15 protein-coding genes are annotated in these 22,153 nt (G+C 68.9%); 10 read left to right on the top strand and 5 right to left on the bottom strand.

The window, feature by feature from the left end; all coding sequences use genetic code 11:
* Window positions 1–214: 214 nt before the first annotated feature.
* Window positions 215–3,004, bottom strand: coding sequence for a TonB-dependent receptor (locus tag AC07NG_RS12705; protein ID WP_494594366.1), 2,790 nt, complete (start codon window positions 3,002–3,004; stop codon window positions 215–217).
* Window positions 3,005–3,341: 337 nt separating this feature from the next.
* Between AC07NG_RS12705 and AC07NG_RS12710 the strand changes: the two genes are divergently transcribed.
* Both AC07NG_RS12710 and AC07NG_RS12715 read left to right on the top strand, forming a co-directional pair.
* Entirely contained in the window at window positions 3,342–4,658 is a 1,317-nt protein-coding gene (locus AC07NG_RS12710; protein ID WP_494594367.1) for an MFS transporter, read from the top strand.
* 3 nt (window positions 4,659–4,661) lie between these two features.
* Complete coding sequence (locus tag AC07NG_RS12715) at window positions 4,662–6,509, top strand: DUF8034 domain-containing protein (protein WP_494594368.1); 1,848 nt, start codon at window positions 4,662–4,664, stop codon at window positions 6,507–6,509.
* Window positions 6,510–6,530: 21 nt separating this feature from the next.
* Here AC07NG_RS12715 and AC07NG_RS12720 read toward each other — a convergent pair whose 3' ends face one another.
* From AC07NG_RS12720 to kdgD, 3 genes are all read right to left on the bottom strand, one after another.
* Window positions 6,531–8,111, bottom strand: coding sequence for a carboxylesterase/lipase family protein (locus AC07NG_RS12720; protein ID WP_494594369.1), 1,581 nt, complete (start codon window positions 8,109–8,111; stop codon window positions 6,531–6,533).
* 58 nt (window positions 8,112–8,169) lie between these two features.
* Window positions 8,170–9,078: a LysR substrate-binding domain-containing protein gene (locus AC07NG_RS12725; RefSeq protein ID WP_494594370.1), complete on the bottom strand. Its 909-nt coding sequence runs from the start codon at window positions 9,076–9,078 to the stop codon at window positions 8,170–8,172.
* A gap of 123 nt (window positions 9,079–9,201) precedes the next feature.
* Window positions 9,202–10,119 carry a 5-dehydro-4-deoxyglucarate dehydratase gene (gene kdgD / locus AC07NG_RS12730; RefSeq protein WP_494594371.1) on the bottom strand — a complete coding sequence of 306 codons (918 nt, stop codon included), beginning with the start codon at window positions 10,117–10,119 and terminating at the stop codon, window positions 9,202–9,204.
* A 276-nt stretch (window positions 10,120–10,395) separates the two neighbouring features.
* On the opposite strand from kdgD, the gene AC07NG_RS12735 reads away from it, so the two are divergent.
* The 8 genes from AC07NG_RS12735 (at window position 10,396) to AC07NG_RS12770 (ending at window position 21,698) form a co-directional block, all read left to right on the top strand.
* Window positions 10,396–10,941: an RNA polymerase sigma factor gene (locus AC07NG_RS12735; protein ID WP_494594372.1), complete on the top strand. Its 546-nt coding sequence runs from the start codon at window positions 10,396–10,398 to the stop codon at window positions 10,939–10,941.
* A 64-nt stretch (window positions 10,942–11,005) separates the two neighbouring features.
* Window positions 11,006–11,983, top strand: a complete 978-nt coding sequence (locus AC07NG_RS12740) for a FecR family protein (RefSeq protein WP_494594373.1) — start codon at window positions 11,006–11,008, stop codon at window positions 11,981–11,983.
* Between the two features lie 151 nt (window positions 11,984–12,134).
* Window positions 12,135–15,125, top strand: a complete 2,991-nt coding sequence (locus AC07NG_RS12745) for a TonB-dependent receptor (protein WP_494594374.1) — start codon at window positions 12,135–12,137, stop codon at window positions 15,123–15,125.
* Between the two features lie 112 nt (window positions 15,126–15,237).
* Window positions 15,238–16,005 (top strand): Slam-dependent surface lipoprotein, encoded by a 768-nt coding sequence (locus AC07NG_RS12750; RefSeq protein ID WP_487290354.1) that lies wholly within the window; start codon window positions 15,238–15,240, stop codon window positions 16,003–16,005.
* Between the two features lie 66 nt (window positions 16,006–16,071).
* On the top strand, window positions 16,072–17,562 hold the full coding sequence (locus AC07NG_RS12755) for a surface lipoprotein assembly modifier (protein WP_494594375.1): 1,491 nt from the start codon (window positions 16,072–16,074) through the stop codon (window positions 17,560–17,562).
* Window positions 17,562–18,344: an energy transducer TonB gene (locus AC07NG_RS12760; protein WP_494594376.1), complete on the top strand. Its 783-nt coding sequence runs from the start codon at window positions 17,562–17,564 to the stop codon at window positions 18,342–18,344. The genes AC07NG_RS12755 and AC07NG_RS12760 overlap by 1 nt, the downstream gene beginning before the upstream one ends.
* Window positions 18,345–18,563: 219 nt before the next feature.
* A complete protein-coding gene (locus AC07NG_RS12765) occupies window positions 18,564–20,876 on the top strand; it encodes a TonB-dependent receptor (protein WP_494594377.1) in 2,313 nt (770 codons plus the stop codon).
* Between the two features lie 69 nt (window positions 20,877–20,945).
* Entirely contained in the window at window positions 20,946–21,698 is a 753-nt protein-coding gene (locus AC07NG_RS12770) for a tetratricopeptide repeat protein (RefSeq protein ID WP_494594378.1), read from the top strand.
* On the opposite strand, the gene AC07NG_RS12775 is transcribed toward AC07NG_RS12770, so the two are convergent.
* Entirely contained in the window at window positions 21,695–22,096 is a 402-nt protein-coding gene (locus AC07NG_RS12775; protein ID WP_494594379.1) for a hypothetical protein, read from the bottom strand. The genes AC07NG_RS12770 and AC07NG_RS12775 overlap by 4 nt on opposite strands.
* Between the last annotated feature and the right edge of the window lie 57 nt (window positions 22,097–22,153).

A 22,153-nucleotide genomic window follows, 5' to 3' on the forward strand; every position in this document is an offset into this window, starting at 1 on the left:
CAAGCTGCAGACGCCATTTTGATGCGGCCTACCAGCCACGCCCTCAAATGGCCCCGAGAGATGGAGTTTCCGCAGTCGCGCGCTTTGCGCGTCGGATTGAAGTCTTCGACCAAAGCTTTCGCGAACGCCTCTCCCTTCCCGAAAAGAAAACCCGCGCCGCCCTGGAAGGAGAGCGACGCGGGCTGCCTAGGCGCCGGGGGGAGGTAGGTCGCGCCTAGAAGTTGTACCGCAGGCCCACCAGGAACTGGCGACCGCTGTGGGTGTAGACGTTCAGCCGGTTGCTATCGCCAACGTACTGGTCGTTGAACTCGTCGGTCAGGTTCACGCCTTCGAGCGAGAGCTTGAGGTTGTCGCGGATGTTCCAGCTGGCCTGGAGGTCGACGTTCAGGGTCTCGTTGGTGCCCTGGACGGTGTTGCCGTCGCTGCCGGGCACCTGGGTCAGGTAGCCGTCGCGATAGGCCAGCGAGCCGCGCACGCTCCACTTCTCGGTCTCGTAGTAGAGGGTCAGGTTGGCGGCGTTCTTCGACAGGCCCACCAGGGTGGCGTTGACGGTCGGAGCGCCGGGCGTGGTCGAGGTCAGGTACTCGATCTGGGAGTCGACATAGGTGTAGTTGGCCACCACGCCGAAGTGACGCCAGAAGCCGGGCAGGAAGGTGAAGGGCTGCTGGAGATTGATCTCGAAGCCCTTCAGGTCGCCGCCGTCGCTGTTCACCGGCTGGGTGACCTGGAACACTTCCGAAGAGGTTGCGCCGGTGCCGGTCAGCAGCGAGTCCGGCAGGCCCAGGGTGTTGTAGACGGCCTCGCGGCGCAGGGTGGCCACGAAGGTGTCGATGCGCTTGTAGAACAGGCCCACCGCCAGCATCGCCCCCTGCGAGGGGTACCATTCCAGCGAGAAGTCCAGATTGTCCGACTTGGTCGGGGTCAGGTACGGGTTGCCCGAGCTGTAGGTGCGGTTGGCGCCCTGCACGGCCACGTCGCCGCCGGGCGACAGCGAGCCGATGCCCGGGCGGGCGATGGTCTGGGCGGCGCTGACGCGGGCCACGATGGTGTCGCTGACGTCGGCGGCCAGGTTGAACGAGGGCAGGGTCAGGTCGTAGTCGCGCTTGACCTCGACGCGCTGGATCGCGCCGCTGACCGCCGCATAGCCTGCCGACTCCTGCTGGGTGTGCACCCGCCGCACGCCGGCGTCGCCGCGGAACGGCAGGCCGAAGGCGTTGAACTTGAACTCGGCCTGGACGTAGGCGCCGGTGTCCTGCTCCTCGACCGCGCCGTACTGGCCGCGGGCGCTGCTGTTGTTGGTGTCGGTCAGGGCGTAGATGCCGCTGTTGCTGTAGATGTTCAGCAGGGCGGCGTACTTGTCGATGTCGGGCACCAGCCAGCTGGTGAAGTTGCCGGCCGGCAGGTCCATGTTGCGGCCAAAGCCGCTGAACACCTTCGACACCGAGGCCAGCTGGGCCGGGGTCAGGGTCTGGACCACGGTCTCGCTGGTCCGGTACTGGCCATAGCTGTCGTACTCGAACTTGCGCCAGTCGACGCCGGCCTTGAGGCGCAGATTGTCGTTGAGGTCCCACTCGCCATAGACCTTGGCGGTCGAGAACTGGTTCTCGACGAACTGCGGGCGGATGCGCACTTCCGAGGTGCCGTTGGTCGAGGCCCAGCTGGTCGGGTCGGTCGGGTCGAAGCCCAGCAGGATCTGTGGAGCCCGGCCCTTGCGGAAGTCGTAGACGTAGTTCTGGCTGTTGGCCCGGTCGAAGGTGACGATGGTCGAGACCGGCTGGGTGAAGGTCGAGTCCGAATAGCCGGCCAGGCCGCCGATCCGCAGGCGCTCGTTGAAGTCGTGGGTGGCCGACAGGGTGAACTGCTTGAACTCGGTGTTCAGCTCGTCATAGGCCGACTGGGTGCGCAGATCGACATTGTCCATCCGGGCGTAGACCAGGTTGCCGTTCTCGACGACGCCGTCGCGGATGATGGTCTGCGGCTTGCCGGTGTTGGCCCGCGATAGGCCGATGGCCTGCAGCTGGGCCTCCTTCCGCGTGCCGGCCAGGTAGGCGTAGAGGGCGTCGAGCGTGACCTGGGTGTCGGAGGTCGGCTTGTACTGCAGCGAGCCGGCCACGCCGAGGCGCTTGGACTCGATATCGTAGCTGACATAGGCCGGGATGCGCGGGGCGAAGAGGTTGGCGCTGTTGATCTGGGCGATGGTGTAGCCCGGCACGGTCGAGGCGCTGTTGAAGCCGCCGTTGCTGGCGCCGGTGGCCCAGCGGGTGATGTTGGCGCCTTCTTCCTTCAGATGGCGCTCCTCGTAGGCGACCGAGATCAGGGCGCCGACCTTGCCGTCGAAGAAGGTGTTGCTGGCCAGGACCGAGACGCGGGGCGTCGTCTTTTCCGACAGGTCGTTGTAGCTGGCGCCGGCCGACAGCACGAGCTGGGGCTTGCGGCTGTCGAAGGCGCGGGCCGTGGTCAGGTCGACCGTGGCGCCCAGCGAGCCTTCCTCGACGTCGGCCGAGGCGGTCTTGCGCACGGCGATGCTGTTGAAGAGATCCGAGGCGAAGACGTTGAAGTCGAAGCCGCGACCGCGGTTGGTGCCGCCGCTGTTGGCCGTGCCGCCGGTGGTGGAGATGGCCTCCATGCCGTTGATGCGAACGCGGGTGTATTCCGAGCCCAGGCCCCGCACGGTGATCTGGCGACCTTCGCCGTTGATGCGCGAGATCGACACGCCCGGGATGCGCTGCAGCGACTCGGCCAGGTTCAGGTCGGGGAACTGGGCGATGTCCTCGGCCTTGATGGCGTCGACGACGCCGCTTTCGTTGCGCTTGAGATTGATGGCGCTCTGCAGGCTGGCGCGGAAGCCGGTTACGACGATGGCCTCGACCTCGTCGGAAGCCGGCTGGGCCGGAGGCGGGGCGGGGGCTTCCTGGGCGGCGGCGTGAGCGGCGGCCAGCAGCGTGAAGGCCGAAGCGCTGGCGCCGAGCACGGCGCGAAGGCGCGGATTCCTGTTGGACGTCATGGTCCCTCCCGATGCCCGTCTTCGCGGGTCGCTTTGGGGAGCGGCGGACCGCTCCTTCGTTGGCTGAACCATAGGGACGGGTTCGAGCAGAGGGCCAATCCCAATCGGGTATGAACCTATGCGCGTTCGGCACAGATCGGCGGGGTTCCGCAAGGGCGCTCGGCGAGAGGCGTGCGACCGGCCTGTTGATTCCCTTGGGTTTCGATGCGTACCGCGGTTCGATCCATGTCGCCCGTGGATCGGTCCATAGGCGAATTGACTTAGACCTGCGCCGCGACGCCCTCTAGCCTTCCCTGAACGATGCCGACGACAGATCGGCGACCCAGGGAGAGCGTCCATGACCGAATCCACCAGGCGCACGCGCGTGCGCTGGCTGATCATCGCGACGCTCTTCATCATCACGACGATCAACTACGCCGACCGCGCCACCTTCTCGATCGCCGGCCAGTCGGCGTCGAAGGAACTGGGCCTCGACGCCGTGGCCATGGGCTACATCATGTCGGCCTTCGCCTGGGCCTACGTCCTGGGCCAGATCCCGGGCGGGGCGCTGCTGGATCGGTTCGGCTCGAAGAAGATCTATACGGCCGCCCTCGTGCTCTGGTCGTTCTTCACCCTGCTGCAGGGCTTCGCCGGGATCTTCACCGGCTTCGCGGCCGCGGCGGCCCTGTTCGCCATGCGCTTCCTGGTCGGGCTGGCGGAGTCGCCGTCCTTCCCCGCCAACGCCCGCATCGTCGCCGCCTGGTTCCCGGGCTCCGAACGCGGCACGGCCTCGGCGATCTTCAACTCGGCGCAGTACTTCTCGCTGGTCGCCTTCGCCCCGCTGATGGGCTGGCTGGCCCACAGCTTCGGCTGGCGCTCGGTGTTCCTGGTCATGGGCGCGGTCGGCATCGTCGCGGCCTTCTTCTTCGTCAAGCTGATCCACAGCCCGGTCGAGCATCCGGCGATCAGCAAGGCCGAGTTCGACTACATCGAGGCCGGCGGCGGCCTGGTGCGGATGGAGGACAAGACCGCAGGCGCCGGCGCGGCCTTCACCTGGGCCAACGTCAAGCAGGTGCTGACCAGCCGCATGCTGCTGGGCGTCTATGTGGGCCAGTACTGCATCAACGTGCTGACCTACTTCTTCGTCACCTGGTTTCCGATCTACCTGGTCAAGGCGCGGGGGCTTTCGATCCTGCAGGCCGGGTTCACCGCCGCCCTGCCGGCCCTCTGCGGCTTCGCCGGCGGCCTGCTGGGGGGGATGATCTCGGACCACCTGCTCAAGCGCACCGGCAATCTCGACATCGCCCGCAAGACGCCGCTGCTGCTGGGGATGATCCTCGCCACCTGCATCGTCATCTGCAACTACGTCGAACAGGAGTGGCTGGTCATCGTGATCATGGCCGCGGCCTTCTTCGGCAAGGGTGTAGCGTCGCTGGGCTGGGCGGTGGTGTCGGACACCTCGCCCAAGGAGATGGCCGGCGTCACCGGCGGAGTGTTCAACACCTTCGGTAATGCGGCCGGCATCGTGACCCCGATCGTCATCGGCTACATCGTCCAGGCCACGGGCTCGTTCGACGGCGCCCTGATCTTCGTCGGCGCCCACTGCCTGATCGCCGTGCTGGCCTACTTCCTGATCGTCGGCAAGATCCAGCGCCTGCAGCTGAAGGCGGCCTGATCGATGCTTTCACGACGCCACGTCCTGGCCGGCGCCTCGGCCCTGGCTCTCGCCGGTCTCGCCCGGGCCGTCGCTTCCCCGACCGCGCTCGAGATCGCGACGCCGATGGCCGCGCCCGAATGGGCCCTGCTGCAACGCGAACTGCTGAAGGCCAACGAAGAGGCCTGCGAGGCCTTCTTCGCCCGCTATTTCGACGACCGCGGCTACCTGCTCGCCTATGAGCGCTGGGGCGCCAACGACGGCCCCGACGACGCCATCGAGAACGTCAACGACTGGCCGACCCTGCACGCCCTGGGCGCCGGCGACCGGGTGCTGGAGCTGGCCCAGAAGGCCTTCGAGGGCAATGTCCGCCAGTACACGGCGGCCAGGACCAAGGACGTGCCGTTCGCCCGCGAAGGCATGTACTACAAGGAATTCCCGGTCATGAGCGACTGGCAGCACCTTTCCGAGGGGCTGTCGGTGTTCAACCTGATGGGGCTGTCGGCGCCCAACGATCCGCGCTTCCGCGAACGGGCCAGGCGGTTCTCGGGCTTCTACACCGGCGCGGACCCGACCACGCCGAACTACGACCCCAAGCTCAACATCATCCGCAGCATGATCACCGGCAGCCGGGGTCCGATGCTGCGTCAGGCCACGCCGCTCGACTGGGCCGGCGATCCCTTCGACGTGACGCACTTCTACATGGAGCACGGCGAGCGCTCCTACGAGGAGACCCTGCGCCACTACGACGAATATGGCGACGTGGTCGGCGACAGCCCGCTGAACCTGCAGGCCACCAGCCTGGTGATGAACGCCTACATGCTCGACCACGAGCCCCGGTATCGCGACTGGATCCTGACCTATGTCGACGGCTGGATCGCGCGAGCGCGGGCCAATGGCGACGTCATCCCCAGCAAGGTCGGCCTCGACGGCAGGATCGGCGGCCCCAAGGGCCAATGGTGGAGCGGGGTCTATGGCTGGGGCTTCAGCCCCGTCGTGCCCCAGACCGGCAAGCGCGAGGACCGCAACCGCACGCCCCGCGCCGTCGTCGGCTTCATGAACGCCTATCTGCTGACCGGCGACGACAAGTATCTCGACGTCTGGCGCCGGCAGACCGACGTCATCAACGCCCAGAAGAAGGTGGTGGACGGCAAGGTCTCGACCCCGCGCATGCACGGTCCCAAGGGCTGGTACGCCTACGCGCCGGGCGAGCACCAGCTGAACGGGCTGGAGATCTGGTACCTCTCGATGAAGGGCTCGGACCGCGCCCGCGCGGCGGCCCATCCCTGGCTCGACTGGCTGGACGGCAAGGACCCTTCGTTTCCCGCCAAGACCCTGCGCGCCGACCTCGAACGGGTGCGGGCCCGCGCCCAGGCGAGGCGGGACGACACGTCCACCCCCGACACCCGCCTGGCCGATGCGACGCTCGACATCAACCCGGCCAGCGTCACGGCCCTCATCCACCTGATGGAGGGCGGCATCCACATCGCCCGGCCGCCGTGGTCGAAGACCTCGCCGGCCCAGGGCGGGGCGCTGCACTACGTGCGCCTGCGCTACTTCGACCCCGATCGCCGCCGGGCTGGCGTGCCGGAAGACGTGGCCGCCTTGGTGGAAAAGCTGAGCGACGACGAGACGGTGGTCACCCTGGTGAACCTGAACCAGGTTGCCGGCCGCCGCCTCACCGTGCAGGGCGGCGCCTATGCCGAGCACCAGATTGTCAGCGCCTCGATCGGCGACGCGGCCGCCGCGCCGGTCGAGGCCTCGGCCTTCACGGTGCGCCTGGCGCCGGGAAGCGGCGCGCGCCTGACCCTGAAGATGCGTCGGCACGTGAACGCTCCGACGCTGAGCTTTCCGTGGGACCGCAAGGCCTGAGCCCCTCCGGAAGGAAGGGCCTTACGTCCCTTCCTTCATGAACGGCGCGACGGTGAAGATCTCCCGCTCCTCGCGGCGGGGATCATCGACCATCGCCGAGGTCTCATTGACCACCAGGGTCGCCCGCTTGGGCAGGGTGTAGGGCTCCCAAGAAGGGATCGCCGCGCAGTTGGGGTCTCCCGTCCGCGCGAAGGCGGCGAAGGCGGCGCTCATCTGGTCGCGGACCTTGATCGCCGCCGGCCCGGTGCCCGTCATCGAACCCCGCGCATCCAGCGTGCCGAAGACCAGCGCGATGTCGTAGCTGTGATAGGCGCCCATCTTCGGGTCGGTCTGGGCGCCGAAGTCCAGCTGGTACATCCAGGCCGGCGCGCCGATCCTGGCCCGCTGCTCGGCCTGGATCAGATGCCCCGGCCAGGAGCGCCCGGCCGTGGTGATGGCGAAGAACAGATCCGAGGGGCTGGCGGCCGGATAGAGCGCCCGATAGCGGCCGACCAGGTATTCGGGCGACATGTCGAGCACCAGCTCGTTCTCCAGCCTGCCCGGCAACTGGTCCCAGGTCAGGGCGAAGTTCTTCGGATCGCCGCCGAGGAAGGCCTTGGTCTCGTCGTGGGTGTTGCCGATGATCATCGGGATGTGGCCGCTCTCGCGCGGCGCGTCCGGATAGAACGGATGGCGCGGCAGAACGCCGTGATCCAGCACCGACCAGAAGACGATCGATCCCTTGCGCTCCAACGGATCGCGCATCTTCAGCGCCTCGACCAGCTGGCCGGCGGGCAGGGTCTTGAGGGCGTCGGTCTGGTCGGGCCGCAGACCCAGCTTTTCCATGAAGGCCCGGGCGCGGATCGTGGCGTGGATCGGTCCCATGGCGGTGACGTGCTGGCCGCTCATGGTCGCGACCTTGTGGTAGAGGCCCGCCGCCCGCGGCATGGCCATCAGGGTGACGCACTTGGCCCCGCCGCCCGACTGGCCGAAGGTCATGACATTGCCAGGGTCTCCGCCGAAGGCGGCTATGTTGTCGCGCACCCATTGCAGGGCCAGGATCAGGTCGAGGTTGCCGACATTGCCGCTGTCGGCCAGCTCCGCTCCGCCAAGCCGCGCCAGATAGGCGTAGCCGAAGGCGTTGAGGCGATGGTTCACCGTCACCACCACCACGTCGTAGGTCCTGGCCAGCCAAGTCCCGTCATAGAGCGGGCTGGAGCCCGAGCCGTTCGCGTGGGCCCCGCCGTGGACATAGACCATCACCGGCCGCTTGCGGCCGTCGGCCAGGCCGGGCGTCCAGACATTGAGGAACAGACAGTCCTCCGAGGTCGGTTCGTCGGCCTTCGTCTGCGGCGAGGCCGGGCCGTAGGCCAGGGCGTCTGCGATCCCCTTCCAGGGCTGGGCGGCCAGCGCCGGCTGGAAGCGGCGCGGCGCGGTGTCGGCGCCGTAGCGCACGCCCTTGAACACCTTGATCCCGTCGACCTCGACGCCCCGCACCCGTCCGGCCGTGGTGGTCGCCACCGGCGCCGCGCGGCCGGCGGCGTTGACCTTCAGGGGGGCGGCCAGGGGCGCGGCGAGTCCGGCGGCGGCTGCGCCCAGCACGGCGCGGCGGTCGAGGGTCATGGGTCTTCTCCCGTCTTTTGTCGTTGGGCCGTGCGCCCGCGACGGGAGGGACGGCGCCTCAGCGCTCGCCCGTCTCCGTCGGCGAGGCCTCGGCCAGGCAGAGGTCGATGAAGGTCTGGAGGATCGGGCTCTCGTTGTCCTTGCGCCAGGCCATGTAGAGCTCGACCGGCCGGTCGGGCGTGGTCTCGACGGGGCGGAACTGCACGTCGTCGAAGTGCAGGCTCATGGCCGACTCCGGCACGATCGCCGCTCCCAGGCCCGCATGGACCAGGGCCAGCATCGAGTGGATCTGGGTGACGTGCTGCACGTAGTTCGGGGCCACGCCGTGGGCGTCGAACAGAGTGGTCAGCATGTTGTAGAAATAGCCCGCGCCTTCGGGCGAATACATGATCAGCGGGCCGGCGTCGAAGTCGGCCAGGGTCAGGCCGGCCTTGGCCAGGCGAGGGTCGCCGTTGGGCAGGGCAGCGACCAGCGGTTCACTGAGCACCCGGGCGGTGGCGAACTCGGCGCGGTCCATCGGCGGGCGCACCAGGCCGATGTCGATGCGGCCGGTCAGCAGGGCCTCCACCTGCTCGCGGGTGACCATCTCGCGCAGGGTCAGGTCGGCGTTGGGCAGGCGGGCGTTGGACAGGATCACCAGGCGCGGCAGGAAGCTGTAGCCGGAGACAGCCGTGAAGCCGATGGCGATCTGGCCGGCGTCGCCGCTGGCGATGCGGCGCGTGGCCAGGGCCGCGCTCTCGGCCAGGCGCAGGATGCGGCGGGCCTCCAGCAGGAAGGCGCGCCCGGCCGGGGTCAGCCGCACCGAGCGGCTGGTGCGGTCCAGCAGGGTGACGCCGAGAATCCGCTCCAGCAGTTGCACCTGCCGGCTCAGCGGCGGCTGGGTCATGTTCAGCCGCTGGGCGGCGCGGCCGAAATGCAGCTCTTCGGCGGTAGCGACGAAGCAGCGAAGCTGGCTCAGTTCGAACATCGGAAAGCGCCCGTCGACAACACCCTGGAGTCGCGAGGCTAGACGTTCGTTGGGGCCGATCGCCAGCGCCTTCTTCCCGGGAAGAAGGGCCGGCGGCCGGAGCGGAACGAGCGCGTTCAGGATCTAGCCCCGGACGCGGGCGATCAGGGTTTCGAGCTCGACCAACTCAGCGTCGGTAAGGTCGGTCAGGGGCTGGCGCACCGGACCGGCGTCGCGGCCGACGGCCTTCATGCCCGCCTTGACGATCGAGACCGCGTAGCCCTTCCCGCGATTGCGCAAGGCGATGTAGGGCAGCACGAAGTCGCGCAGGCCGGTCATCACCGTCTCGCGGTCGCGGGCGCGCACGGCCTTGTAGAAGGCCAGGGCCCAGTCGGGGAGGAAGTTGAAGATGGCCGAGGAATAGGTCGTCACCCCCATCTCCAGATAGGGCAGGGCGAAGGTCTCGGCCGTCGGCAGGCCGCCGATATAGGTCAGGCGGTCGCCCATCCGGGCGTAGACCCGCATCATCAGTTCCAGGTCGCCGACCCCGTCCTTGAAGCCGACCAGGTTGGGATTGCGGTCGCACAGCTTCTCGAGGGTGTCCTCGTTGATGATGGCGTTGTCGCGGTTGTAGACGATGACGCCCAGGTCCGTGGCCTTGCAGACCGCCTCGATGTGGCCGGCCAGGCCCTCCTGCGTGGCGTTGGTCAGGTAGGGCGGCAGCAGTAGCAGGCCGTCGGCGCCGGCCGCCTGCGCATCGCGCGCCAGATCGACGGCGATCGCCGTGCCGTAGCCGCAGCCGGCGATGACCGGGATCTTGCCGGCGGTCTCGGCGACCGCCGCCCGCACGACCTGGCCCACCTCGTCCGGACGCAGCGAGAAGAACTCGCCCGTGCCGCCGGCGGCGAAAAGGCCGGCCAATTCGTGGTCCAGCATCCAGGCGCAGTGCTCGCGATAGGGCGCTTCCAGGAACCGGTGCTGGTCGTCGAAATGCGTGACGGGAAACGACAGCAGGCCGCCGCCGAGCTGGCGGGCCACGTCCGTCGGCGACATCTGGCTCATGAAGTCCTCTCCGAGCGACGGCCTGGTCCCGCACGCCGGGAGGCCGTTTCTTGAGGGTGACGGTAGTGAGCCGCCGTGTCGGGGTCTAAGCCAAAGGCGCTATCGACCAATACCGGAATTGGCTTGATGGGAATCCGTAGCGAGGCGGGCTTTTGGCGTAGGCGCCCGGGCTGCTCGCCCTACGGGGAACGATGGCCTTTGACGTGCTGCGCGGCCCCCGCTAAACCGACGAAAGTTTCTGAGAATCATTCTCATTGATTTCGGGTGCGTGGGGCCATGCTGACGGGCGAGCGGGGAACGACGCCTGACCTGCCGGGGCTGCTGGAAGTCCACTACGACGAGCTTCGGCGCTTCGCCCTTCGCAAGACGCGGTCGGCCAGCCTGGCCGACGACGTCATGCAGGACGCTTGGCTGAAGCTCTTCGACCTCGTTCGTTCGCCGGACTTCGACGGCCGGGCGGTGCGCAATCCGCTCAGCTACCTGCGCCGGATCATCGCCAACCTCGTCGTCGACCGGCAGCGGCAGGCCTCGGCCCAGGCCCGCCGCATCACGCCCGGCGACCTGCCGGCGGACGCCCGCAGCGAGGCGCCGTCGGCCTTCCAGGTGGTGGCGGGCCGCCAGGAGATCGCCATCGTCCAGGCGGCGATCGCCGAACTGCCCGACAAGTGCCGCGAGGTGATCCTGCTCTATCGCGGCCAGGACCTGACCATGCAGCAGGTGGGCGATCGCCTGGGGATCTCGCCGCGCACGGTCGAGAACCATCTGGCCAAGGCCATGAGCCACTGCCGGCGTCGCCTGAAGGAAGCCCGCGGCGATGCATGAGCACGAGACTAGGGGAAGGGCGCTCGCCGGTTCGTCCTGTGATCGGGAGGACCCGAAAGTCCATATGAACGACACGGTCAAAGGCAGGGGCAAAGGCGATGACGAGGCGCTGTTCGACGCGGCGGCGCATTGGACGCTGCGGCTGCGCGACGGCGCGGCCGAGGCCGCGCGGGCCGAACACGCGGTATGGCTGGCGGACGGCCAGGGCCGCGCCGAGGCCATGGACGAAGCCGATCGCATCCTTGGCCTGATGGCGCTCGCCGCCACGCCGCCCGCGAGTTCGCCGCGTCGCCGGCGATCGGGATCGGCGCCAGCGGGCCCGCGCCGCCGCGCCTGGCAGGTCCCCACGGCGATCGCCGCCTGCCTGGTGCTGGCCGTCGCAAGCGGCGTGGCCGTCAGGACGATCGCGCCGCCGAACCCCGATCATCTGACCGCGCCGATCGGCGAGGTGCGCCGCCATGTGCTCGCCGACGGCAGCGCAGTGACCCTGAACACCGGCGCGGTGCTCGACGTCCGTTATGGTCCGGAAGGGCGCAGGGTGCGGCTGGTGAAGGGCGAGGCCTTCTTCGACGTCGTCCATGATCCGGCCCGGCCGTTCGTGGTCGAGAGCCGGGCCGGCAGCGCCCGGGTGCTGGGCACGGCCTTCGACGTGCGGCTGAACGGCGACAAGGCTCGGGTCAGCGTGCTGCGCGGGGCCGTGCGGGTCCAGCCTGCGCGCGGTGACGGCGCGGCCGTGGTGCGCGCGGGGCAGGGGGCCTGGCTGGACGGCGCGGCGCCCCAGGTTCTGGCCCTGGAGGATCCGGCGGCGGTCGACGCCTGGCGGCAGGGGCGTCTGATCGTCTACCACCGCCCGCTGTCCGAGGTGGTCGACGAGATCGGCCGCTATCGCCGGGGCAAGGTGTTCGTGCGTGGCCAGGCCCTGGCGGCCAAGCCGGTGTCGGGCGTCTTCGATGTCGCCGAACCGGACGACGCCATCGACGCCCTGGCGGCGTCGCTGCGCCTGCGCACGGCCCGACTGGGCGATTTCATCCTGCTCTACTGAAACGGTTCACTGAAACGGTTTCGGCGTTCCGCAAAAAAATGCGCGCGGACGCTAGGGGATCTCGCCGCCTGGTTTCGTCTCATCAACATTGAGATGCAATTGAGTGTCGCTCGCAACAATGGGCGGCCGCCAGACGAGATCCGCCCACGACATGACGACGCCTGTTTTCCGCCCCGGTCTCCTCCCGCGCCTGCGCCGACTGTCGTTGTGTCTGGCCCTGGCCTCGGCCAGCCCTCTGGCCTTGGCCGCGCTTCCCGCCGCGGCCCAGGAAGCCGCCGTCTACGAGGTGGACATTCCGGCGCAGCCGCTCCCCCAGGCCCTGGCCCAGTTCTCGCTGCAGACCAAAGTGCAGATCGTCTACGCTGTCGAAGCGCCTTACGGCCGCCGCTCGCCCGCCGTGCGCGGCCGCTTCAGCCAGGGCGAGATCCTGTCGCGCCTGCTGGCCGGCAGCGGCGTCGCCTGGCGCGAGGCGAGGCCCGGCGTCGTCACCCTGGACGCCGCGCCGACCGTCCAGGGCGCGTCCAAGGGCGCTGTCGTCACCGACGCCCTGCAGGTGGAGGGCGCCGTAGGGCAAGGCGAGACGCTGAGCGCCCGCGACGCTCTCGGCTATGACGGAATCTACGACCTCGACGGCTCGTCCGCCTATGCCGGCCGGGCGGTGGTCGAGCGCTACAAGGGCGTCAGCCCCGCCGACGTGCTTAAGGGCATGGTCAACGTCTTCAGCGGCGACGCCCGCAACAGCGGCGCGCTCGATCCCAGCGTCCGCGGGATCGAAGGGCCAGGCCGCGTTCCGGTGATCATCGATGGCGGCGAACAGGCTCTGACGGTCTGGCGCGGCTACAACGGCGCCAACAACCGCAGCTACATCGACCCCAGCCTGATCGGCGGCGTGCAGGTGCTGAAGGGTCCGTCCCTGACGGCTGGCGTCCACACCTCGACCGGCGGGGCGGTGGTCATCAGCACCCTGTCGCCGGGCGACATCCTGCGCGAGGGCGAGCGCTACGGCGCCGAGGTCCGCATCGAGGGCGGCGGCAACTCGGTCAAGCCGCGCCTGCCGACCCTGCTGACCGGCCAGGATTATCGCAACGTGTCCGGGTTCCCCGGCTCGACCGGAACCGCCGGTTATCCCAGCAGCCCCTACGCCGACCCCTCCTTGCGGGTGACGCCCAGAACCTCGAACGACAACGACCTCGTGTCGCTGGGCGATCGCGCCGCTCGCATGGCCGTGGCCGGCCGCACCGACGACGTCGAATGGCTGGTCGCCTACGCCTGGCGCGAGCGCGGCAACTACTACGCCGGCGAAACCGTGCCCGGCTATTACAGCCAGACCAACCTGCCCACGCCGTCCGGCCCGCAGGACCTGATCAAGCGCCTGGCCTTCAACTACGAGCCCGGCAATGAGGTGCCCAACACTTCGAGCGAGATGAGCTCGTGGCTGGGCAAGCTGGCCTGGAAGATCAGCGACGATCAGACTCTGGAGTTCGGGGTTCGCGACAGCGTCTCGACCTATGGCGAGATCATGCCCTCGCGCATCGTCTCGTCCGGCGAGAACGGCATGGGCAAGGTGCAGTGGCCGCTCAGCGAGGTCCACGCCACCGCCTACAATCTCGACTACCGCTACAAGCCCGGCGGCCGGTGGATCGACCTGAAGAGCACGCTCTGGCTGACCCGCACCAACAGCCACACCTATTCGGCCGGCGGCTTTCCCAACTGGGCGCAGAGCGCGGCCAGCCCGATCCTCAAGAACACCGCCCTGGCCAACGCCAAGAACGACCGCTACGGCCTGAGCCTCAGCAACAAGACGCGCCTTGCCCAGAGCCTCGACCTCGTCCTGGCCGGCGACTGGCAGCACGAGAAGCTGACCTCGCCCGACGTCTGGGCCGGCACGTTCGATGGCTGGCGGCAGTACCCCCGCGCCGGTCGCCGTGAGGAGTACAATCTCCACGCCCGGGTCGAATGGCGGCCGGTCAGCGAGATCACCCTGTCGGCCGGCCTGCGTTACTCGCACTTCTGGGCGGTCGACGACTTCCTGACCGAGCAGATCGGCAAGGGCGTGGTGTTCACCAACTACGTCTTCACCGACGGCTCGGTGCTGTATCGCACCCTGGTCAACGGCCGCACGGTCAACAACACCATCGCCTGGCTGCCCGACAGCGAGGGCCGCTACACCCGCGCCACCAACCCCTGCGTCAACGGCTTCCTGACCAGCGTCGCCAACGCCACGGGCTACTGCGTGGCCTCGCGCAACCAGGAAGCGGTCAACCTGACCGCCGAGACCAAGCGCGGCGACGGCCTGACGCCGGTGGTCTCGGCGACCTTCAACTTCACGCCCAATGCGCGGGCCTATGTCCGCTACGCCGAGGCCTACCGCTTCCCCAGCATGTTCGAGAGCACGATCGGCTTCTCGGCCTCGACCGACCCGACCCGCCCGCTGAAGCCCGAACACGCCCGCACCTGGGAGGCGGCCTATGTCCATGACCTCTCGGCCCTGCTCGACCTGCCCGAAGGCCAGCGGGCCGACTTCAAGCTGACCTGGTTCCGAAGCGACACCCGCAATGTCATCGAGCGCGGCTCGCAGCTGCTGCTGACCAATATCGACAAGCAGCTGATCGAGGGGATCGAGCTGCAGGCCCGCTACGACAACGGCCGGTTCTTCGCCGACCTCGGCGCCTCGCACATGATCAAGAACAAGGTCTGCGATCCCGAAGCGGCGATTATGAAGGCCACGAGCACGGGCGTCGTGCCCGACTGCGTCAACTACGGCTTCGTCGGCGGCTACCTGCTGACCCAGGCGACGCCGACCGACACGGTCAATCTCAACCTCGGCGCCCGCTTCCTCCAGCGGCGTCTCGAGGTGGGGGTGAGAGGCGTCTACTACAGCGCCTACGACAATCCCGAGCTCGATCGCTTCATCGGCGGCGCGCGGGCGACCCGCGTCGACGGCTGGGGCCTGAACACGCCCTACCTGTGGGGCGAGATCGTCACCGTCGACGCCTACGCCAACTTCAAGCTCAACGAGAAGATCCGCTTCGAGCTGACCGGCACGAACCTCAATGACCGCTACTACACCGACCCGCTGACCCGCACGGCCCAGCCGGCCCCCGGGCGCACGCTGAAGCTCAGCATGACCGCCCGCTACTGATCCCCCCAATTCACGGTCTTCGGCGCGTCGGGATCCCCACCGGCGCGGCGGCGGCCGCTGGATGCCCCGGTCTCACCAACGAGACCATCAACCAAGCATCGGAGAAGACGAGATGTCCCGTTCGACCTTCAAGGCGCTGATCCTGGCTCCCATCGCCGCCGTCGCCCTGGCCGGCGTCGCCCAGGCCGCCATCGTGGGCCAGTCGACCGACACCAGCCAGCTGCGCGTCGGCGCCAGCACGATCAACGCCGGTCCGCACACCTCGGGCAAGCCGGGCGTGGCCGTGGCGGCCATCGGCCTGAGCAGCTATGTCGACTTCGCCGGCCTGCAGGCCTCGGTTCCGCCGGTCAACGGCGTGACCACCATCAACAACCCCTCGACCGCGCCGGGCAGCCACAATGGCATGGGCGTGTTCAACTTCGCCAAGGTCAGCAACGCCGACCTCTATTTCGGCGAATGGTCCGACACGGCCGACGTCGCTGACGGCACCCACACCGTCTACTACGTGGGCGACAACACCGGCACGACCGTCCCGACCACCGGCACGGCCACCTACGCGGTGAAGGGCATCAGCGGCTACAGCAGCAACGGCATCCTGGCCGGCACGTTCAGCGCCAACTTCGGGACCGGCACGCTGAGCGGCAGCGTCACCAGCGCCTCGACCGGCTACACGGTCGATATCGGCTCGGTGGGCATCTCGGGCGTCAACATCGCCAGCACCACGGCCGACGCCACGGCGACGCAAGGGACTTCCACCCTGGCCTCGGGCGGCTCGGTCAGCGGCCAGTTCTTCGGCGCCAGCGCCGCGGCGCTCGCCGGCCTGGTCACCTTCGGCGGCAACAGCCAGTACGACACCGCCTTCGGCGGCACGAAGAACTAAGGCGCGTAACCGTCGCGCGGGGCGGGGACTTCGGTCTCCGTCCCAAGCGCGTTCGAAGGCATTCGAATGATCCGCAGGTCCGCAAGGCATCTTTCCATCCGCGTCGCCGCCGGCTGCGCGGCTTTCGCCGTTCTGGCGCTGGCCGGCGCCGCCCGGGCCCAGGTCGACGACGACATCCGCCTGCGTCTCGACCAGGATTTGGCCCGCAAGGCCGCCGAGCGCGAGGCCAAAACGCTGGAGGACGCCTCGCCCTCGGTGCTGGTCATCGACGGTCAGGCCTATACGGTCGGGCCCGGCGCCGACGACGTCGGCAAGGCCCTCTACCTGTCGGTCGGTCGTCGCCAGTGGGCCGACGCGCGCCGGTTCCTGGCGGCCTATCTGGCCCTGCCGGACCACGATCCGATGCTGGCTCTCTACGCCCAGGGCATGCTGGCGCGGCAGGATGGCGACCTGCGCGGCGCCGAGCGCGCTTTCCGCGATCTGCTCTCCAAGCAGCCGGACTTCATGCCGGGCAGGGTCGAGTTGGCGCGGGTGCTGTTCGAGAACGAGCGCGACCGCGAGGCGCGCTCGGCGTTCCAGGCGATCCTGGCCGACCTGCCGCCGGGAGATCCCCGCGCGGCCGGCGTGCGACGCACGATCGAAGGGTTTGTCACCGCCCTCGATCAGCGCCGGGCCTGGCGCGGTTCGCTTGCCCTGGGTCCTGGCTACAACAGCAACATCAACCAGGCCTCGGGCAGCTATGCCTGCCTGATCCCCGGCCCGGAGGGGATCTGCTTCTTCGATCGCAAGACGCCGCAGGCCCTGGGCGCGGCGACGGTCAATTTCGAGGGGACACTGACCCGCCGCCTGCCGCTGCGCGGTTCGGCCGGCCTTTCGCTGCGCGCGATCTCCTACGGCGAGTTCTATCCGGAGGAGCCGCGCTACAACCAGGCCACCCTGGTCGGCCAGGTCGGGTTCGACTATCGCACCGCCCGCTACGCCTTCGGGATCGCGCCGTCCTTCGACGTCTCGACCTTTGGACCCTCGCGCCTCTACGACGCGCCCGGAATCCACGCCGAGGCCACTCGGGTGCTGGGCGTCCGGACCCTTGTGAAGCTGGAGGCCGACTACAAGGACATGCGCTACCGTCAGGCCGACTTCGCGCCGCTGGACGGCCGGTTGGTCTCGCTGTTTCTCACCGCCTGGCGCGGACTGCCGGGCGGCTGGACCGTGTTCGGCGGCGCGGATCTGGGCGACAAGGACGCCGACCTGCCGACCAACGCCTACGGTCAGGTCGGCCTGCGCCTTGGTGCGGCCAGCCCGACGTGGAAGGGCCTGAACGGCAGTCTGTTCGCCTCGGCCCGCCGCAAGCGCTGGGACGCCATCAACGAGGCTCTGGAGGTGCGTCGCCGCGACGACGAGCAGAGCTTCACCGCCATCCTCCGCGCGCCGGGCCTGGCGCGGGCCGGCCTGACGCCCAGCCTGACCCTGCAGCACGCCAGGACCGCCAGCAGCATCGACTGGCTGTTCTCCTACGAGAAGGTCGCGGCCAGCCTGAAGCTGGAGCGGGTGTTCTGATGTTGCAGTCGGTGCTCCCGTCTCCGGCCGTGCTGGAGATTCCCTATGACGGCTCCACGGCCACGGGCGGCAAAAGGCGGTGGTCGGCGGCGCTCGCGGGGGCCGTGGCGCTGCATGTCGCCCTGGCGCTCGGCGCCTACATCCGCCTGACCTCGCCGACCGAATTGCCGCCCGCCGCGCCGATCGAGGCGATCGCGGTCGAGTTCGCCGTCGCCCCGATCGCGCCGCCCAAGCCCAAGGACGAACGACCGCCGGGACCCGAAGCCAAGGCCAGTCCCGCCGCTGCTGCGGCTCCCGATCCGCCCCAGATCAAGACGCGCCAGCCCGACCCGCGCGGCGTGCTGCCGACGTCGCCGCCGCGCCCGACGCCGTCCGAGGATGAGGGCGCGGCCAAGCCTTCGGTCCGCAGCGAAGCCTCCGCACCGCCGGCCGTCGCGGCCCCGCCCGCGCTCGCGCTGGCCGCGCCGCGCACCTCGGCCGCCACGGACCGCAACGCCGCCGTCACGTGGCGAGGCCTGCTGCTCGGCCGCCTGAAGGCCTATCGCCGCTATCCACGCCGGGCCCAGAGCCAGGGACAGGAGGGCGTCGCCCAGGTCGCCTTCACGGTCGATCGGCGCGGCGCGGTGCTGAGCGCCAGGATCGCGCGCGGCAGCGGCTATCCGCTGCTCGACGAGGAGGCCCTGGCCACCGTCCGCCGCGCCTCGCCGATGCCGCCGCCGCCCGACGACGTGCCGGGCGACCCGGTCGAGGTGGTCGTGCCGGTCGATTTCTTCGTGCGCTGAGGTCTCCGAGGGCCTCAGTGAAGATGAGTTTGCGCTGCCAAGGATCACCAACCTTTCGGGTTCAGCCGAAGGACTTTGGTGAACATTGGGAATAATCAATGTTTGTTGCGACTGCTTCTCATTGATGTGGCGATAGGTGGAAGTTAAGAGCGCCTCGCATTGTCAGGAACAGAGGCGCTCGGTTGATCCCAGCCGGGCAGGGCTTCGGGGATCGAGATCATGAGAAACACTTCCACCCAAGGCGTTCGCAGCTTGAGCCGGCGCGCCTTGAGCGCCGCCGCGGTCGCGGGCGTCGCCGGCCTGGGCCTGTCTGCGGCCGCCAGCGCGGCGACCGTCGCTGACGAGCCGGTGGCCACCGCCGCGCCGGACAACGGCGACACCACCGAAGTCTCCGGCGTCCAGGTCGACAGCAAGAAGGCCCAGTCCGCCTCGCCGAAGATCACCGTGCCGCTGCGCGACACGCCCAAGTCGATCACCGTCATTCCGCGCGACCTGATCGACCAGACCGGTTCGGTCAGCCTGGTCGAGGCGCTGCGCACCGTGCCCGGCATCACCTTCGGTGCGGGCGAGGGCGGCAACCCGGTCGGCGACCGTCCGTTCCTGCGCGGCTACGACGCCCAGTCGGCCACCTATGTCGACGGCCTGCGCGACATCGGCTCCCAGTCGCGTGAAGTGTTCAACGTCGAGAACGTCGAGGTCGTGAAGGGCGCGACCGGCAGCTACGGCGGCCGCGGCGGCGCCGGCGGCGGCGTCTTCATCAACAACAAGGCCCCGACCCTGAAGGACTCGATCGGCGGTCAGGTCGCGGTCGGCACCGCCGATTACAAGCGCGCCACCTTCGACGTGAACCACGTGGTCGCCGAAGGCGTGGCCGTGCGCCTGAACCTGATGGCCCACGACGCCGGCGTCGATGGCCGCGACGAGGTCCACTACAGCCGCTGGGGCGTGGCCCCCTCGGTCGCCTTCGGCCTGGGAACCGACAACCGCGTCGTCGTCAGCTACTACCACATGCAGAGCGACGACATCCCCGACAGCGGGATCCCGTACAACAACCCGACCTTCGTGGCCCGCACCGACGGCCGCGCGCGCGTCTACCAGACCGGCGACGGCCAGCCGCTGCTCGCCGACCGCAGCGCCTGGTACGGCGTCAAGGGCCGCGACTTCCGCCGCGAGCGGGTCGACATGGGCACGGTCCGCTTCGAGCACGATTTCGGCGACAACCTGCACTTGCGCAACACCACCCGCTACGCCGAGACGGGCCAGGACTACATCTGGACCCAGCCCGACGACAGCAAGGGCAACATCTACTACGGCCTGGTCTGGCGCCGTCCCAACAGCCGCGTCAGCGAGGTCAGCACCCTGACCAACCAGACCGACTTCTACGGCAAGTTCCAGACCGGCTCGATCCAGCACAACTTCGCCACCGGCCTGGAGTTGTCGCGCGAGGAAGGCGAGAACGACAGCTACAACGTCTATTACAACGGCGCCCTGGCCTCGACGTTCAGCAGCTGCTCGGCCGCGGCCATCGCCGCCTATGTCTGCACGACGCTGGCCAATCCCAACACCAGCGACCCGTTCACCGGCACGATCTCGCGGGTGAACAACCCCAACAACTCGCGCACGGTCACCAAGTCGATCTACGGCTTCGACACCATCGAGTTCGACGAGCACTGGCAGGTGAACCTGGGCCTGCGCTACGACAGCTACGACGCCCGCTACGTCAGCGCCCGGGCGACGACCACGCCGTTCGCACGCTCGACCTACGAGCGCAAGGACGACCTGCTGAACTACCAGGCCGCCGTGGTCTACAAGCCGACGACGGCCGGCGCGATCTACCTGTCCTACGCCACCGCTTCGACCCCGGCCGGCAACGCCCTGAACCAGGGCAGCGACGGCAACGCGCTGTCGAGCACGGTCAACGCCAACCTCAGCCCGGAAGAGAACGCCACCCTCGAGGCCGGCGCCAAGTGGGACGTGTTCGGCGGCAAGCTCAGCCTGACCGGCGCGGCGTTCGAGGTGAAGACCACCAACGCCCGCATCACCCAGACTGACGGCACCGTGGCCATGGCCGGTGAGAAGCGCGTGCGCGGCTACGAGCTGGGCGCCTCCGGCTCGATCACCGAAAAGTGGGACGTCTTCGGCGGCTATACCTATCTCGACGCCATCCTGGTCAAGAACGGCGGTTCGGGCGCGGCGGCGGGCCTGACCGACGGCATGCAGTTCCCCAACACGCCCAAGCACAGCTTCGCGGTGCAGACGACGTACGAGGTTCTGCCGAAGCTGAAGGTCGGCCTGGGCGCCAACTACCAGGCCAAGGTCATGGGCAACGCCAGCGCCACCACGCCCAAGTGGGTGCCCGACTATTGGCGGTTCGACGCCAATGCCACCTACACCATCAACCAGAACCTCTCGGCTAGGCTCAACATTCAGAACCTGACCGACGAGGTCTACTACACCCAGGCCTACGCCTCGCACTACGCGACCATCGCGCCGGGGCGCTCGGCCGTCCTGTCGCTGAACGCCAAGTTCTAGGCGCGGCGACATCCCTGAACCGGCCGCGTCCGCCTTTCGGCGGGCGCGGCCTTTCGCTTTGGTGAGGTCATGGACACCGCCTCGGAAAACCTCTCCCCGGACGACATCGCCGCCGCCGTCGCCAAGGTCCTTTCAGGGCCGCCGGAGACCGCGCGAGCCTGGCTGGCGCAGCAGGCCGCCGCCGGCGTGGCCGAGGCCCAGGCCCTGCTGGGGCAGATGCTGCTCGACGGCGCCGGCGGTCCCGCCGACCCGGCCGGCGCCCTGGCGCTGTTCCTGCGGGCCGCCGGGGCGGGGCATCCGATGGCGCTGAACATGGTCGGCCGCTGCTATGAGAACGGCTGGGGCGTGGCGGCCAATCTCGCCGTCGCGGCGCAGTGGTATCTCCAGGCCGCCGAGGCCGGCTCCGACTGGGGCATGTACAACCTCGCCACCCGGCTGATGCTGGGCGAGGGCGTGGAGGCCGATCGCAAGGCCGCCCTGGCCTGGTTCCAGCGGGCGGCCGAGTTGGGTCACGCCAAGTCGATCAACGTGGTGGGCGGCTTCTACGAGGACGGCTGGGAGGTCGCTCAGGATTTCGCCATGGCCCGGGAATGCTACGCCAGGGCCGCGGCCGGCGGCGACTTTCGCGGTCAGTTCAACTTCGGTCGGGTGCTGGCCGCCGAGGGCGAGATCGCTGGCGCGCTGGCGCAGTTCGAACGGGCGGCGACAACCGCGACGGCCGCGTTCACGGCGAAGATGGTCGCTTTTCTCCACAGCGCGCCCGTTGCGGCCTATCGCGACCTCGCCGATCGCCTGGACGCCTCCGGTCCGGCGGCGGGCTAGGGTTCGACGGTGATGACGATCCTGCCCCGGCCAACGACCAGCCCGCTGCTGGCGGCCACGCGCGCCAGCATCTCGGCCAGGGTCGCGTCGTCCACGGCTACGCGACCTTCGGGGGTCTGGACCTGTACATCGACCGGCAGGGGCGGCGCGAAGCGGCGCTGGCGGTCGATCGATCCGATCTCGTTTAGAACCCCCGCCGCCACCAGGTCGACGACCAGTCGATGCAGCGTCGACCGGTTGACGCGCTGGCCCCGGTTGTGGGCGGTCCACCAGACCTGTTCCATGTCGAAGGGCGCGTCCATCCCGTCGAGCAGTTCGATCAATTCGCGACGCTTGTCGGTGAGCTTGAGGCCGATCCGGGCGCAGCGCTCAGACACGGCCTGGCGAGGCCCGTCCATCGGCGGGCTCTGTTGCGGAGGCTGGGCTTGAGCGTGGATCACGACGGGGGATATCGG

The sequence above is a fragment of the Caulobacter sp. GW821-FHT10C03 genome, from assembly GCF_059415485.1.

Bases quoted from the DNA above. Each gene is read 5' to 3' on its own strand.
- AC07NG_RS12705 (WP_494594366.1), bottom strand. From the start codon at position 3,004: ATGACGTCCAACAGGAATCCGCGCCTTCGCGCCGTGCTCGGCGCCAGC.
- AC07NG_RS12710 (WP_494594367.1), top strand. From the start codon at position 3,342: ATGACCGAATCCACCAGGCGCACGCGCGTGCGCTGGCTGATCATCGCG.
- AC07NG_RS12715 (WP_494594368.1), top strand. From the start codon at position 4,662: ATGCTTTCACGACGCCACGTCCTGGCCGGCGCCTCGGCCCTGGCTCTC.
- AC07NG_RS12720 (WP_494594369.1), bottom strand. From the start codon at position 8,111: ATGACCCTCGACCGCCGCGCCGTGCTGGGCGCAGCCGCCGCCGGACTC.
- AC07NG_RS12725 (WP_494594370.1), bottom strand. From the start codon at position 9,078: ATGTTCGAACTGAGCCAGCTTCGCTGCTTCGTCGCTACCGCCGAAGAG.
- kdgD (WP_494594371.1), bottom strand. From the start codon at position 10,119: ATGAGCCAGATGTCGCCGACGGACGTGGCCCGCCAGCTCGGCGGCGGC.
- AC07NG_RS12735 (WP_494594372.1), top strand. From the start codon at position 10,396: ATGCTGACGGGCGAGCGGGGAACGACGCCTGACCTGCCGGGGCTGCTG.
- AC07NG_RS12740 (WP_494594373.1), top strand. From the start codon at position 11,006: ATGAACGACACGGTCAAAGGCAGGGGCAAAGGCGATGACGAGGCGCTG.
- AC07NG_RS12745 (WP_494594374.1), top strand. From the start codon at position 12,135: ATGACGACGCCTGTTTTCCGCCCCGGTCTCCTCCCGCGCCTGCGCCGA.
- AC07NG_RS12750 (WP_487290354.1), top strand. From the start codon at position 15,238: ATGTCCCGTTCGACCTTCAAGGCGCTGATCCTGGCTCCCATCGCCGCC.
- AC07NG_RS12755 (WP_494594375.1), top strand. From the start codon at position 16,072: ATGATCCGCAGGTCCGCAAGGCATCTTTCCATCCGCGTCGCCGCCGGC.
- AC07NG_RS12760 (WP_494594376.1), top strand. From the start codon at position 17,562: ATGTTGCAGTCGGTGCTCCCGTCTCCGGCCGTGCTGGAGATTCCCTAT.
- AC07NG_RS12765 (WP_494594377.1), top strand. From the start codon at position 18,564: ATGAGAAACACTTCCACCCAAGGCGTTCGCAGCTTGAGCCGGCGCGCC.
- AC07NG_RS12770 (WP_494594378.1), top strand. From the start codon at position 20,946: ATGGACACCGCCTCGGAAAACCTCTCCCCGGACGACATCGCCGCCGCC.
- AC07NG_RS12775 (WP_494594379.1), bottom strand. From the start codon at position 22,096: ATGGACGGGCCTCGCCAGGCCGTGTCTGAGCGCTGCGCCCGGATCGGC.